At 45.7% G+C, this 14,547-nt stretch carries 11 protein-coding genes, 3 pseudogenes and 1 CRISPR repeat array; of the genes and pseudogenes, 3 read left to right on the forward strand and 11 right to left on the reverse strand.

Annotated elements, in window-relative coordinates:
- The first annotated feature begins 334 nt into the window (after positions 1–334).
- A complete protein-coding gene (locus QUA57_RS11475; protein WP_333060913.1) occupies positions 335–1,252 on the forward strand; it encodes a fructosamine kinase family protein in 918 nt (305 codons plus the stop codon).
- 77 nt (positions 1,253–1,329) lie between these two features.
- On the opposite strand, the gene QUA57_RS11480 is transcribed toward QUA57_RS11475, so the two are convergent.
- Positions 1,330–3,030 carry an ABC-F family ATP-binding cassette domain-containing protein gene (locus QUA57_RS11480; protein ID WP_333040974.1) on the reverse strand — a complete coding sequence of 567 codons (1,701 nt, stop codon included), beginning with the start codon at positions 3,028–3,030 and terminating at the stop codon, positions 1,330–1,332.
- Between the two features lie 293 nt (positions 3,031–3,323).
- Here QUA57_RS11480 and QUA57_RS11485 point away from each other — a divergent pair.
- A pseudogene (locus QUA57_RS11485) lies at positions 3,324–3,649 on the forward strand (element excision factor XisH family protein).
- Positions 3,650–3,859: 210 nt separating this feature from the next.
- On the opposite strand, the pseudogene QUA57_RS11490 reads toward QUA57_RS11485, so the two are convergent.
- From QUA57_RS11490 to QUA57_RS11530, 9 genes and pseudogenes are all read right to left on the reverse strand, one after another.
- A pseudogene (locus QUA57_RS11490) lies at positions 3,860–4,177 on the reverse strand (ISAzo13-like element transposase-related protein).
- A 90-nt stretch (positions 4,178–4,267) separates the two neighbouring features.
- Positions 4,268–4,802: direct repeats of the CRISPR family, unit length 36 nt; unit sequence GTGATCAACGCCTAACGGCATCAAAGGTTATTTCAG.
- 250 nt (positions 4,803–5,052) lie between these two features.
- Positions 5,053–5,697, reverse strand: a complete 645-nt coding sequence (gene cas5 / locus QUA57_RS11495) for a type I-MYXAN CRISPR-associated protein Cas5/Cmx5/DevS (protein ID WP_333060915.1) — start codon at positions 5,695–5,697, stop codon at positions 5,053–5,055.
- Entirely contained in the window at positions 5,694–6,563 is an 870-nt protein-coding gene (locus QUA57_RS11500; RefSeq protein WP_333060916.1) for a type I-B CRISPR-associated protein Cas7/Cst2/DevR, read from the reverse strand. The genes cas5 and QUA57_RS11500 overlap by 4 nt, the downstream gene beginning before the upstream one ends.
- A gap of 121 nt (positions 6,564–6,684) precedes the next feature.
- On the reverse strand, positions 6,685–8,364 hold the full coding sequence (gene cas8a1, locus QUA57_RS11505) for a type I-MYXAN CRISPR-associated Cas8a1/Cmx1 (RefSeq protein ID WP_333060917.1): 1,680 nt from the start codon (positions 8,362–8,364) through the stop codon (positions 6,685–6,687).
- Entirely contained in the window at positions 8,345–9,757 is a 1,413-nt protein-coding gene (cas3, locus tag QUA57_RS11510) for a CRISPR-associated helicase Cas3' (protein WP_333060918.1), read from the reverse strand. Before cas3 ends, cas8a1 begins: the two co-directional genes overlap by 20 nt.
- A complete protein-coding gene (locus tag QUA57_RS11515; protein ID WP_333251107.1) occupies positions 9,675–10,829 on the reverse strand; it encodes an HD domain-containing protein in 1,155 nt (384 codons plus the stop codon). Before QUA57_RS11515 ends, cas3 begins: the two co-directional genes overlap by 83 nt.
- A pseudogene (cas6, locus tag QUA57_RS11520) lies at positions 10,826–11,395 on the reverse strand (type I-MYXAN CRISPR-associated protein Cas6/Cmx6); the annotation flags it as partial. The pseudogene cas6 and the gene QUA57_RS11515, both read right to left, overlap by 4 nt.
- Before the next feature lie 412 nt (positions 11,396–11,807).
- A complete protein-coding gene (gene rph / locus QUA57_RS11525) occupies positions 11,808–12,521 on the reverse strand; it encodes a ribonuclease PH (protein ID WP_333060920.1) in 714 nt (237 codons plus the stop codon).
- A 123-nt stretch (positions 12,522–12,644) separates the two neighbouring features.
- Positions 12,645–13,211, reverse strand: a complete 567-nt coding sequence (locus tag QUA57_RS11530) for a nucleoside monophosphate kinase (RefSeq protein ID WP_333060993.1) — start codon at positions 13,209–13,211, stop codon at positions 12,645–12,647.
- 356 nt (positions 13,212–13,567) lie between these two features.
- Here QUA57_RS11530 and QUA57_RS11535 point away from each other — a divergent pair, with 356 nt between their 5' ends.
- A complete protein-coding gene (locus QUA57_RS11535) occupies positions 13,568–14,095 on the forward strand; it encodes a P-loop NTPase family protein (protein ID WP_333060921.1) in 528 nt (175 codons plus the stop codon).
- Between the two features lie 128 nt (positions 14,096–14,223).
- Here QUA57_RS11535 and QUA57_RS11540 read toward each other — a convergent pair whose 3' ends face one another.
- Positions 14,224–14,487 carry a hypothetical protein gene (locus QUA57_RS11540; RefSeq protein ID WP_333040959.1) on the reverse strand — a complete coding sequence of 88 codons (264 nt, stop codon included), beginning with the start codon at positions 14,485–14,487 and terminating at the stop codon, positions 14,224–14,226.
- Positions 14,488–14,547: the final 60 nt, after the last annotated feature.

Genomic DNA, 14,547 nt, shown 5'->3' on the forward strand with positions numbered 1-14,547 from the left:
TAATAGACCGAGGGCTTGACCTCTCTTTCTACATGGTAAGGATGATGACTTAATTCTCTGCAGTCTTCAGCGTTTTTCTCCCTTATTTTTTTTTGCTTGTGTCGCCACACGCACTGACACCACTCGGATACCATCCCCACCTCGCTTGTTAAACGCCCATGTGCCTAAGATATTTGGCCCTTCACTGCCGCTCAAAAATAGATCAATGCCTCGGATTATATTTGACATTACACAGCCTCTTTCTGAGCTTCAGATAGGGGCTTTGTTGTTTTTGCTGATTAAGTTGCCATACCTGTTAAACTAATTTCGATCGCCCTCAAAACGATTTGATGCTATGTGGGACCAAATTGCCGCGCATATCTGTGAAACAACCGGAGAAACATTTTCTCTCGACCATCGGCGTTCTGTCAGCGGGGGCTGCATAAATCAAGGCTATTATATCAGCAGCAGTTGCCGCGCTTACTTCGCGAAAATCAATCAAGCTTCCCAAGTCGCGATGTTTGAAGCTGAAGCGCGGGGTTTGCAGCAAATGGGGGAAACCCAGACGATTCGAGTACCTGAGCCGATTTGCTGGGGAACTGAGGGAAATTCAGCTTATATTGTGCTGGAATGGCTGGATTTGGGAAGTCGCGGTGGCGATCGAGCTTGGGAAGAAATGGGGCGAAAACTCGCCGAAATGCACAAATACACCCCCCCCAACCCCCCCTTGACAAGGGGGGGAGAAGAGCCTAATTCGGGCTTGTGGAGGGGAGTTTTTGGGTGGGATATTAATAATACGATCGGATCAACTATACAAATTAATAATTGGACGGCAAACTGGGCAGAATTTTGGGCAGAACATCGGATTGGTTATCAGTTAAAATTGGCTAGGCGTCGGGGCGGTCATTTTCCACAAGGGGAACGTTTATTAGAGATGATTCCTGAATTGTTAGCGGGTTATGAACCTCCACCCTCGCTAGTTCACGGGGACTTGTGGGGGGGAAATGCGGGGGTTACATCTGCGGGGGAACCGGTGATTTTTGACCCGGCGGCATATTTTGGAGATAGAGAAGTTGATCTTGCGATGACTGAGCTATTTGGTGGATTTCCGGCGCAGTTTTACCGGGGATATAATCAGGTTTGGCCTTTGGATTCAGGGTATGAAGAACGCAAAACTCTTTATAATCTGTATCACATTTTAAATCATTTTAATTTGTTTGGTGGGAGTTACGACTCCCAGGCGAATCAAATGATTAATCGAATTTTGGGTTAGTTAATAATCTTTTTTTTTTAACTGCAGCTACACGCAGATAAACGCGGATTTAAGGTTTATCTGCGAGGGATGCAAGTTTATTTTTGCTTAGCGGCAGCTTTTTTCTTTGCCTCTTTTTCGGCTTTTTTAGCGGCTTTTTCTGCTTCAATTTTTGCTAACTTGGCTAGCTCTTTTTCTTCAGCTATTTTATCGAGATAGTAGTGGTAATCTCCCAAATAAGGGCGAAACTCTCCGTCCCGAATCTCGACTATTTTGTTAGCAACTTGGGAGATGAAATAGCGATCGTGCGAAACGATAATTACCGTACCGTCATAATTCTGAATCGCTTCTTCCATCATCTCTTTCGCCGGAATGTCGAGGTGATTGGTCGGTTCGTCCAAAATTAGCAAATTCACGGGAGTCAACAGCATTTTTGCTAAAGCCAGACGGGCTTTTTCTCCGCCGCTCAAAGCGCCGACTTGTTTGAATACTGTTTCGCCGGTAAACAAGAACCGCCCCAACAAAGTCCGAACTTCTTCATTTTTCCAGTCCGGTACTTCGTCGTGAATGGTTTCCATCACGGTTTTATTCAAATCTAAGGCTTCTGCCTGATTCTGTTCAAAGTAACCGGGGATGACGTTGTGGCCTCCCAATTTCACTGTACCTTCAGAAGGCTTTTCTAAACCCATAATCAGTCGCAGCAGGGTGGATTTGCCCGCGCCGTTGGGGCCTAGAAAGGCTATACGATCGCCCCTTTCAATTAACAAGTCTGCTCCCAAGAATAGGATTTTTTCGCCGTAGGTATGCACCAAATCTTCAATTATTGCTACTTCGCGGCCGCTGCGGGGTGCGGGGGGAAAGCGGAAATGCAAAGTTTTTAATCCGCCGGTGGGGGCTTCGATGCGTTCGATTTTGTCTAACTGTTTCTCGCGGCTTTTGGCTTGGGTGCTGCGAGTGGCGCTGGCGCGGAATTTTTCTACGAATGCTTGCTGTTTCTCCAGTTCTTTTTGCTGGCTTTCGTAGGCGCTGAGTTGGGCTTCTCTGGCTTCTGCTTTTTGCAGCAGGTAGGAGGAGTAGTTGCCAAGGTAAGTGCTGGAAACACCGCGTTCAGTTTCGACGATTTGAGTGCAGAGCCGATCGAGAAATTCTCGGTCATGGGATACGATTACCATTGGGGTTGTCAGCCCTTTGAGGTAAACTTCCAGCCATTCGATCGTTTCTAAGTCGAGGTGGTTGGTAGGTTCGTCTAGCAGCAGGATGTCGGGTTTTTGGAGGAGAATTTTGCCCAAACTCATCCGCATTTGCCAGCCGCCGCTGAAGGCGCTGACTAATCGATCGCCATCTTCGGGTTCAAATCCGATTTCGGGCAGAATTTTTTCGATTTGGGCTTCTAAACCGTAGCCGTTTAAGCCTTCAAATTGCCGTTGCAGCCGATCCATTTTGTGGATCAGTTCGTCGAGATTTTCTGGGGAGGAGTTTTCCAAGTCTCGATGGACTTGCATTAGGGATTCATGGACTTCGTTGGCTTCGCTGAACGCACGCCAAAATTCTTCTTTGACGGTGCGAGTCGGATCTACTTCAAATTCTTGGGAGAGGTAGGCGATGTGCAAGCTGGCGGGGCGAATAACTTCGCCGGCGGTGGGTTCGATTTCGCCGGCGATGATTTTGAGTTGGGTGGATTTACCGGCACCGTTAACGCCGACTAAGCCGATGCGATCGCCCGGTTTGACTTCCCAGGTGACATCTTTGAGTACGACGCCTGTGGGGTAAATTTTACTGATGTGTTCGAGTCGCAGCATTGTTGTGGGGACTGGGGAAGGGCAGGTTTAGCGGCGGATGGGATGCCGGCGCTGAGGTCGAGTTAATCTTAACAAATTTTAATTATATTTAGCGTATTGCCAGATTTTGATTTGGTAGGAGTTACGCGAAGAAACGGGGTTTCTATGAAAAATCGCAGATTCTGGGCTAGAGATATAGGAAGAAACCCGGTTTCTGGCCTGGATGTGGGTTCAGGACTATTTGGGTGGGGCGATCCTCTTCGAGGGCTTCGCTAACGGGCGATCGTGTTGTTTCAGATTGAATTTCTCGAATAATGGTTGAGACTTCTGCACATTATAATAGTCAGTGTCAACCTCGATCGCAAAAGAGAGCGATCGTGCAAGCAAGAGACATTTATCATCAAGTTGTCAAACAGGCTCTCATTAAGGCTGGCTTGACAACTACCCAAGATCCGTATCCCTTGGCTTGGGCGAAGAGAAACCTATCGATCTTGGTGCCGAACAGCTATTAGCTGCTGAGAACAACGATCGCAAGATAGCCGTTGAAGTTAAAAGTTTTATCAGAGAGTCTAGAATTGCAGATTTAGAGCAAGCTTTGGGTCAATATACTTTTTACTATGACATCTTAAAACGGACGTAATCAGAAAGACAACTGTATCTGGCACTTCTAGTAAATGCTTTTACAGAGCTTTTTGAATGATAAATGTTTAGTCATATATTGCTAGAGAATAATCGTCTAAGTTTGGTTTTTTTTACCCAAAAATAGAGGACATAGTACAAGGGATAGCTTAAATAATTATCGCAAACTTGTTAAGAAATTAAAAATAAATAATTTAATGAATTACTCAGGTTAGGGTATAGCTCGATAATTCCATTTGGGCAAAAATTCGTCAAAAACAAGTTGCATAGTATTTTTTAAATTATTAGCCACCTTTCGACCAGTTTTATAAACTTTATTAAGGATATTTACAGCTACAGATAGTCCGGTTTTAGTTTGAGTTTTTTCCACGAAAACTTTCACTAATTATAAATTTGTAAAAATTTCTCCTTGACAGGCCCTGGTAATATGAGGAAAAAGTCGATGTTCTCTGGGAGTATATTTAGATGTATAAGGAGGGTAAGGAGCAATTTTGATCTCAATTCCTATCTCGTTAACTAATTTATGCAAATCTTATTTAAAAATATAATGCTTAGAATTATTACTACCTCCACCATCACATTTTGCCAAGATAGAATTGTCTTGACAAGCGCGGTTGATGTGATCAACGCCTAACGGCATCAAAGGTTATTTCAGACACCATATTCAGTACACGCAACGTGACCATGAAACCGTGATCAACGCCTAACGGCATCAAAGGTTATTTCAGAAAACAAGGGGAGAGAAACCACAATTCCCTTTACGTGATCAACGCCTAACGGCATCAAAGGTTATTTCAGGCCAAAAATTTTCTTCGATATTTTGACGAAAATATTGCGTGATCAACGCCTAACGGCATCAAAGGTTATTTCAGGCGAACGCATAACGGGGTGGACTCGAAAATACTTGTGATCAACGCCTAACGGCATCAAAGGTTATTTCAGGGTAGCGTTGGCGTGGGTTTTCCAAATCAGCGATCGGTGATCAACGCCTAACGGCATCAAAGGTTATTTCAGAATAATTGGGAGTCAAAGATATAGAAGAGGAGAAAGTGATCAACGCCTAACGGCATCAAAGGTTATTTCAGCACCGACTCCGCCCAATTCAGCGGGAATCCCATGTGATCAACGCCTAACGGCATCAAAGGTTATTTCAGACCCATCGCCCAACCCCTTAAAGAATAAACCCTCCAAACCATTTTTGCAAGCACCTTGCCCGACTAAATCCTTAAAACCTCCTTCCAACATCAAAGCAGTTCGATCGCACATTTCAAACCCTCACCAATCAAAGCATTCAAACCGTGCAAGCACCCAAACATCAAACACAACAACCTCAAAACCAATCCCCACAAACAAGCCAGACATTACGCGCACCCAAAAACCCGTTACACTCAGAGATCCTTGCAATTACTCAGGCCCGATCGAACTCCAGCAATCAACCCCAGCCAACACATCCGCCAGCAAAAAATCCCCAGCATCAGCCAAAACATAGCGCTGCCACCTAGTCTTTTTAGAACCCGCATGATCCACCCAGCAAGGCAAAGCCAAATACCCATTTCGATCTAAAATCAACCACTGACAAATATCAGCTTCAAACTCATCCGGCCACAGCAAAACAGAATTAATTAAATCCCGACTTTCCCCCAGCGAAACCCCACCAAATCTACTCACCGACTCCGGGCGCCAAATTGCCTCCCGCAATCTTTCTAACAGCTTGGGATTGCCAACATCCCCGCCAAAATCCACCCAAATTCCCAAATCAATACCAGTCAGAAACACCTGAAAATCCGGCCGCGCATTGCCTGCGGCAAACTCCTCCTTAGCAACTTTCACCCGCCGAACAGTCCGCAGCAAAGTCGAACTTTTGGGAGCAGACAAAAGGGCGATCGCAATCTTACAGCCACAGTGAGAATAGCGGTTAATTTCCCCCACCATTGACAGCAGCATTCCGTACACCGTGGCCGGCGGAGGCACCGGATAACTTTCCGCATATTCCCGCGCATAAGACTGCCGCCAACAAGCAATTGGCACTTCAATTCGCAACCCGATCATGCAGCCTCCCGATCGATATCCGACAATATCACAGACTGCAAATCCCTCACCGCCGGCTTAATTCCCCGAAAAACTTTCACACCCAATTGCTCCAATTCTTCCACCTCCGGCTCGACAGAAATTGCACCGCCAATCCACACCTCATTCGGGTCAATATCTCCAGCCTCAATGCGGCGCACCAAATCCGATATTGAAATCTCCCCTTTGCGATTTTCCTCAAAGCAGTAAAGAATCCGGGGAGCAAAATCGTGAGTCCACCTGAGCACAATACTTTCAGGAGAAAAATCGTAAAGAAACCGAGCGTGATTTCCCGCAACACCTCCGAGAGAAGCCAAAGCATCCAAAACAGAAATCACCCGATTCGCAACCTTCAAACGGTGCGGAGTCATCGCAAAACCGTACTGATAGCGAGTAGCGTGAGCCTCCGTTTGATGAATAGATTTCCGGTCTTTTTTGCCGCTAGTCGAGCCAAAAAACAAATCGCCAGTATCCGCAGTCAAAGAAATCGCGCGAGTCACTTCTAGCACCCCCCTGCGAGCAATGCTTTCCCCTTTTTTCAGTTTAGCTTTAGCCTTGCCGCCTTTAGCAGTTGGTTTGGTGTCGCTCGACTCTGGAACCCCATCATTATTGATATCTTCCGTTGCCGCTTTCGCATCCATGTAACCCAAAACATCATCATCAATGTAGATTTCAGGATCGAAAACACCTTCTTGAACGCGATAATTTTCATTTTTATCATCATCCCATTTGCGGTTGACATCTTCTCCTAAAAACTGCCACTGATAGCGAATTGCCCACCGAATCGCCTCCGCAGATACAGTAGTCCGCAGCGAATTTTTCCATGCTAAGCGCTGCAAAGTTGTCACGTTACCTTGGTTTTAACCCCGGTTGTTAGCAGCGATGCCGTAATTGGTCAAAATGTTGCCAAACAAATGATAAGTCATGGTATTTCCTCAGTTACAGATATAGTGTGTGCGTAAGTTCTGCCTAACGTAAATTGCGAAGGGATGATGGCAAAGGCACGCTTTCACCATCATCATCATCATCGTCATCCTCTTCCTCATCCCCATCATCCTCATCTAAATCAACATCAGAATCTTCAACCTCCACCCGATTGCTGCTTGGCAATTCAGGCGGCGATTCAGCAGATTTCCTGCCTTTGTAACTGACGAGGGAAAGCAAGACTAAATTTCTTGCCATTTCCCAATCATCTAATACTAAATTCCACAATTCTGCTTGATATTCTTGCTGCACTCGCGAAAAGCCTGCTTTCGACCAAAATTCCGTGATGAAATAACAGAATGCTGAAAAGTTTTTGCAGCGAATCATTTTCGCTCGCACTTTTTCCCGCTCATCGGATATCCGCTTTTCACCTAAATTTTTGCCGTGTTCTTCGCTAGCATTTTGGCGCTTGGCTTCAGCATTTCCTTGCTTAAAAGAACCAGCGTAAATTCCTCTCAAAGCATCGTGACAAGCCTCAACAAACCGCCCGTGGGATGCTTCTTTCCACTCCGCATATTCTACCATATCTCGAAATCCTTTACTTTCATAACACAGTCGATCGAACAATTCTTTGCTAGTTATTTTCTCCGCCAATTCTCCGTACCAAGGAAGGTGTTTAATCAAAGCATCAGCGATTAAACCTTTAGCCAAGCTGGGGACAATGGCACTGCCCGAATCTCCGTAAACTACATACTTATCCTTGAAAGCATTTTGCGCTTTCTGATAAGCGGCACAGATTTTTGCATCCGCAGTTACGGAATACTTGTCCGTCGGAGATTTTTGCTTTTGATTCCACGGCGTTTTCCCAAAAATCACAGCGCGGCAGCGGCTAACTTTGTAAGTTTTCGCAATCTCTACTGCGGATTCGTAAGTCACTAAAAAACGCAGCGCTGCATCTCCAATCCCGGAAGCATGAAAATTATTGTACGCTTGATGGCGTTTGGCGTAACTCATTCTAGTTTCAGCAAACTGTTTGAGATTCAAGATTTCAGGAATTATCAAAGCCGCAGATGCTTTTTCTCCTTTTGCGAACGATCGAATTTTGAAATAACAGCAAACTACGGGCGCGTAAAGCAACACTAAAGCATCTAAAGCGTTTTGTTCGATGCTCGTTTTGCCTGTGAAAGCAGTGTGTTTGACTGTAGCGCCTGGATTCAGCCAGCCCGCTACTGCCAAGGGTTTCTCTAGCAGGAAACCCGCGCGATCGCACAAATTTTTAGCAAACTTTTGATGGCTGTATTCAGTTAGCGACTTGTAACTTACTACTAGCGGCAACTCGCCCTCATCAATCTCAAAAGATTGAGATTTTATGCCGTCGCTTTTAGAAAGTATCCCTTGCTGCAAAAAAGTATTCAACAATCCTTGATGCAGCGCCACTCTGGACTCCGACCAGAGATTTTCCGAATCGATTCCCCGGAATCCTATCAATCCGTCATTCAGCAAAAACGACTGTTGAATCAACCATTCGAGCGCCTCTAAATGACTGCCTTGAATATTCAGCGCGACTTCATATTCGCCCAGCTCCCATTTCAGTTTATCATAACTAATTCCCTCCCGATTAAATTGCTTTAAAGTCATCCACAAACCAGCCAAACCCGCCGCGTGCATATCCGTATAATGCGGGCTGTGCAAGTTAAGATCAATTTCAACATTTGTACTGTTCACAAGCTCCCGTTACCTCACTGTAAATCACGGCATCTGTTGGGGCGATCGGATAAAATTTTTGAAATCTTTTCCAATCTGTGAGTTTAGAAATAAAACTGGGAAGCCGCACCGGAACCGCCCATTTTAGTGCTTCCTCAGCCAAAGCCTTATTTTTACTGATGCCTTTTTTTGCCCTTTTTTCCTCTGCAATTTTCTCTATATTTTGCCTATCTTCTGCTAAAATCACATTAATGGTATTCCCAGGCTCTCGCAAAGATTCGCGACTGGTACACCACAAGCCGTCAAGCCATGCAGAGTCATATTCGGCGATCGGTTTGCCGGTGATTTTGAGAGCCGCCTTCATTAAATCAGTCTGCGAAATTTCCCCCAATTCCGCAAGTTCTCGAACGAATTCTTGACCAGCTTTTACCTGTTCTCCCGTATAAGGATAAGGAGTGTTAGTCGGATAAAATATAGCTTGGCAAATTCGTCCCGATGCTAGTACCAAATTGCCAGTAGCATCAAACTCAACTTGCCTGTTAAGCCGCCCCAGCCGCTGAATCAGCGCCGCAAAAATTGCAAATGGCGTTATCAGCAAATCGGCACTCCAATCGAGGGACATTTCGCAGATTTGATTGGTGACAGCCAGCACGCCTTTAGTTTGCTGCGAAAAAGCTGACATGACTTGAGAATGGCGATCGATTCGATCTTTGTACCGATATCGAGCGTGGTAAACTAAAGGCAAAAAATCTAAATTCGGGTACTTAACTAACTCATTCACAGCAAAATTGTAAGTGTCAACGCAACTTTTTACAGAATTGTTGACCCACAAAACCTTTTGATTTGCTGCTAAAGCAGCCGCGACATCCACCATGACATCGGTGGAACTTTCAACTACTTGAAATTGATAGCGCGGCAAATCCTCCAAATCTTTCGGGCCTTCAATCTCGGTCATCTCTTCGCCCAACTCCGCCACCGTAGCGTAGATTTTTGCCAATTGTTCCTGAGTGAAACTAGCGCTCATCAGCAAAATCGGCGCGCCTTTAAATGTCTGAATAAATCTCAGCAAAGCGCTAAACAATTTGTCATCGTAAGCGTGAACTTCATCAAACACAAAAGCACCTTGGGCGATCGCAATCCACGCATAAATCGGCTTGCGGTTGTTCTGCATCAATCCCAAAACTGAATCTACCGTGCCAACGATGAGTTTGGCAATCCAAGCTTTGAAACTTTGCAGTCTCGACTCATTTTCAACGTGGTCGTCATTTTCATTAATCAAAGCTTGGTACACCTCTAAATCGATGTTCGAGCGAGAGTGCATTAAAGCTGTTTCAGCCGCAGTCAAAGTGCCGTAATCCAAAAAGCCCTGAGTAGCCGTCCCCGTAGGCCGTCCCCGTAGTAGGATAAAGCACAAACAGCTTTCTATTAATGGCCCAATTTAATCCCCACAAATAAGCAGCAATTGTTTTACCAGTTCCGCAACCAGCTTTAACTAAAGTAATTCTACTTTTTGTCGCAGCAACAGACTTTTGAAAACCCCGCGGCTGCTTTTTATTGAGCCGGGAATCGATAACCTGCTGTAAATCTTCCCGGCTCAATACTTGCTCCAAAACTTGCCTCAACCCTTGTCGCTGATTTGCGAGTTCCGGCACCGCAGAACCTGCGATATCCGCTGCAATGACAGTCGCTTTCACTGCGGCAATGAACCGCTGGCGATCGCTATTTCGCCCCACAGTTTTTGCCATTGCTTCGCATTCGTCTGTTACTGCCTCAACAGCATATTTTAGTTCCTCCTGCGTCCAATTTGATTTTTTGACATTGGGTAGTTTTGGCGGCAATTTTAACTGGCTGCCAGTCCCAATTTTGAGCAGCGCCCTAAAATCATCTCGGACGGGTTTTGAATCTGGTTTAGAAGGAATTTTGTGCTGGCAAAATACATAAAGCGGGGCATTGCCGCAGCCCTTAGTTTTGACAAATTCCTTTGTTGGAGCGACTTTGAGATGGTGTCCGATCGCCCCCCAAACAGCCACCAACAAATCGACATCTTCGCAACTTTCCAGCCACTGCCTAAATTCGGGAACTTGCAGCACCAAAATGCCGCTCAAAATTTCGTGACGGATTATTTGTTGGACTTGATTTCTTTCGTTAGTTGGCAATTCTGATTTAATCGTTTGTAGCCAGTCAGGATGCTTTTGATAATGCACTGACTCGGTTGCCATCAATCCCAAAAAGTGCTGGTTGGCTTTCCCCCAATCGTGAATGTAGCATCCCATCAAAGTTGTTTTCAACAGCAATTTCGCCCATTCATCGCCCAAACCTAATTGACGCAACATAATCGGCAGCAATCGGTTGAGAATGATTTCAGCAGAACAGTACACCGCAGCAGTATGTCCGGGCAAAAAGTGAGCTGACTGAATTTCTTTAGGCAGCCTTGAAAAATCCTTGGGCAAAGACTTAGCAAAAAGTCGGGGAAAATTCACTTTCATTTAGCCTCCCAGTGAGGCACAAAAAAACCACCTCCCATGTGTCCTTTGCCGCCAATACCGTTATGCTCCACCAACAAAGAATCTTCATCAGTAAGCCCGGATATTTTCACCGAATAACCTACTTTTGTATCGCCCTTAACTTTGATAGTTTTTCTGGCGATTTCGCCGTATTGATTGAGGGGAATTTCAGCATTGCCCGATCGCACTCCCAGCATTTTCAGTTGCCGATTCACCGCCGCTAAAAAATAATCCTGCTGTTCGTAGCCAGAAATCACCACAATCCGAGCAAACAAGTCAGCAGCAGGCTTTAAGGGCAATATTGTCGGCACTCCCAGCACGACTTGGTGGATGCCCACAGACAATTGCCGGCCACCGAGTTTAAAGAAATGGTGCGCGTTTTCTGCTGCCACCCTGATCCGCATTCGCGACGATCGCCCGATCTCGCGCTTGAGAGTAATTTTCCCCTGTCTGTCTGGATATCCCGCCACCGTCAGCAGCCGAATTGTGCGATCGACCCGCAACATCGGCACTACTTCACAAATTGCTGCAAACAGCCCGTAACCGTGATCTGCTGGGAGTTCTCAGCCATTTACTCTGAAAGAAATGTCTGTCGAACTTGTTACTCAGAGTGCAGACATTTGATTTTTGAGACAGGTAGTATTCACTAGCCTGCTCGGAAATAATTTAGTTAATCGCCTGACGGCATCAAAGGTTTTGGGGAGTTGAAAGCAATGGCTGTTCGCGTCCCTGCATTAATCGCGTAGATTTTACTACTCGGAGGGCAGAGTGATCAACGCCCCGTCTATTTTTCTAGGCATAGCACTTACCGCCACTTTTGTCAAGTGTAATGTAAATAAATCTGTAGGGGTGGCTTTCACCAAAAATATTTCCGGTTGCCATCAAGACCGGAAAACCCGTCCCCACCCAACCGTAAATTCAAACAGACATCTCCAACAATTGGGGTTAAAATCAATCGGTCTAAAGAGCTTGCCGCTGAGCCTCCAACAATTCCTGAATCCCGGTTTCTGCCAAATCCAAAATTTGATTTAACTGACTCCGACTGAAACTTCCTTCTTCCGCAGTTCCCTGAATTTCGATGATATTCAAATCTCCATTCATTACCACATTACAATCAATTTCCGCCGCCACATCTTCAACATAATTCAAATCTAAAAACGGTTCGCCTTCCAAAAGCCCCACAGACACAGCCGCCACTTGGCGAATCAAGGGCGATCGCACTAAATCACCTTTTTGCACCAACTTGTTCAAAGCATCAGCCACAGCCACAAACCCGCCAGTAATTGAAGTCGTGCGAGTCCCCGCGTCCGCTTGCAAAACATCCGCATCCACAAGTATTGTGCGTTCTCCCAATAATTGCATATCCAAGCACGATCGCAAACTGCGCCCAATCAACCGCTGAATCTCTTGAGTCCGTCCCGATAATTTCATAAATTCCCGCTCTTGCCGCTGCGGTGTCGATCCCGGCAACATTCGGTATTCCGCTGTCAGCCAACCTTGTCCGGTATTCTCCAAAAATCTAGGCACTCCCGGCTTAATTGTAACGCTGCAAAGTACCTGAGTATCGCCACTTTTCGCCAGTACGGAACCGCTAGCAAATTTGGTAAACTGTCGATCGAAACTAATTGGACGAATTTGATTTGGTTGTCTGCCATCTGGACGCTGGAAAGACATAATATTAGGTGATTGGTAATAGGTAATTGGGCATTCAAACTTTAAAATTTGGTATTAATCTTCCGGTTTTTTTTGATTCTGTAAATATGCAGTCATTCAATCTAAAATCTAAAATCTAAAATCTTAGGCCGATTGGTCCTTAGCCTCGATTAATTTGAGAATATCCTGCTGGACTTGGTGTGGGGATTGATCGCCATCAATAGTTAACAGTTTGTTGCGGTATTCGTAATACTCTAAAAGAGGAAAAGTGCGTTCATGGAACAAATCGAGGCGACGCTGTAAAATTTCAGGATGGTCATCCGATCGATCGCGCTCGATCGACCTACTCAGCAAAACCTCGATCGGCACTTTCAATAAAATCGCCCAATCTAGCTCCTGCGCCAAATCCTCTAATAAAAAATCCAATTCCTCAGCTTGAAAAGCCGTTCGCGGATATCCCTCCAACACCCAGCCATTAAAGACATCCCACAGCAGCAGCCGGCGGCGAAAGAATTCAATCATAGTTGCGTCGGGAACTAATTCCCCTCTTTCGACATAAGACGCCGCCAGCTTGCCTAAATCTGTGTCTTCTGCGATCGCCTCCCGTAGAATGTCCCCCACAGCGAGCAAAGGAAGGCTCAAATTGCTGCACAGTAGTTCAGCCTGAGTTCCCTTTCCCGCTCCTGGCCCTCCCAGAATCACCACTCTCACAGTCCCTGCTCCTAGTGCCGCGACATTCAAATTTTACGCGATGTGTGTACCTTTTCTGAAAAGCCCTGGACGCAGCGAGACTCTCATCACCTTGGTTTTTCACCCTATAACTGTATAAATGTCAAGCTCCACACCGTATTTTCCTAAAAAACCCCGTTTCTGTGTAAGTGCTAATTGAGTTCAAAAATCGCACAAACGACTGCGAATGCCACTGCCGCGAGCTTTTGACAACTTGTATATCTAGTGTTCGATCCGATGTGCACTCGGCCCCGTACACTATATATTGTCAAGCAGGCTTCAGCCACGCCAAGGTCGGAGCTGCACTCAAGACTTAGTTGCTGATTAAATATTGCCCTATGGTTGCTCAGTTACAAACCCCTAAACTAAATTTAAACCACAGCTTGCCCTACACAGTTCAAGGGCTGGTGCAAGTCTTTACAGGTCCGCACCGCTGCTTTTTTACCAGTGTCATGGCTCAAGCCCTCAGAATTGCAGGACAGGGAGCTCCCGTGCTAGCGGTGCAGTTCCTCAAAGGGGGAATTAATCAAGGGCATCAGCATCCGGTGCGGCTGGGGCAAAATTTAGATTGGGTGCGCTGCGATTTGTCACGCTGCATTGAGAATGCCGATTTAGATGAGCTGGAGACGCGATCGATCGAACAATTGTGGCAATATGTTCAAAATGCGGTGCGCGAAGGTCGTTATTCCTTAGTTATTCTCGATGAATTGAGTTTAGCTGTTAATTTGGGCTTGATTCCCGAAGCCGAAGTGGTGGCATTGATTGACAGCAAGCCGCATCATTTGGATATGATTTTTACCGGGCCATCCATGCCGCAAAGAATTTTGGATGTTGCCGACCAAATTACTGAAATTCGCCGCAGTTAAGGACAATGATTCAAGTTGCGATCGCCTGTTTAGCGGTCGCATTTTTTATGTCAAAAAATAGTATCTAAAAAAAGAGGCGATCGCTTAGCTCAAAGAGCGATCGCACGCTGATCAATTTACCAGCGACGTTACGCTTGAACTACCGGATCGAACACAACACTCAATCGATCCGCCGGCACCATCCGCTTGAGAATTTTCAAGTGACCGTCTGCATCAGACCAACTGCGAAACTCACCCACAACCACCTTTTCCACATTTGGAAGCGAGCGAACTATAGTCCACGGCTTGAGACGTTTTTCTTGCAACATACTAAATAAATCTCCTTGGTAAATTGGAGCAAAAGCCACTCCCCATGGTTGGACACCGCCGAGGACTGGCTTTTGACTTTGCAAACTTGCCCTTCTCTAAGAACATAGCACAAAAAAAAAGGTTTGTGATTATATCTTATTTGT

Source organism: Microcoleus sp. Pol7_B2, from assembly GCF_036701035.1.
Lineage (GTDB): Bacteria > Cyanobacteriota > Cyanobacteriia > Cyanobacteriales > Microcoleaceae > Microcoleus.

Coding starts and splice junctions, on each gene's coding strand:
- QUA57_RS11475 (WP_333060913.1), top strand. CDS start 335: ATGTGGGACCAAATTGCCGCGCATATCTGTGAAACAACCGGAGAAACA.
- QUA57_RS11480 (WP_333040974.1), bottom strand. CDS start 3,030: ATGCTGCGACTCGAACACATCAGTAAAATTTACCCCACAGGCGTCGTA.
- cas5 (WP_333060915.1), bottom strand. CDS start 5,697: ATGATCGGGTTGCGAATTGAAGTGCCAATTGCTTGTTGGCGGCAGTCT.
- QUA57_RS11515 (WP_333251107.1), bottom strand. CDS start 10,829: ATGAAAGTGAATTTTCCCCGACTTTTTGCTAAGTCTTTGCCCAAGGAT.
- rph (WP_333060920.1), bottom strand. CDS start 12,521: ATGTCTTTCCAGCGTCCAGATGGCAGACAACCAAATCAAATTCGTCCA.
- QUA57_RS11535 (WP_333060921.1), top strand. CDS start 13,568: ATGGTTGCTCAGTTACAAACCCCTAAACTAAATTTAAACCACAGCTTG.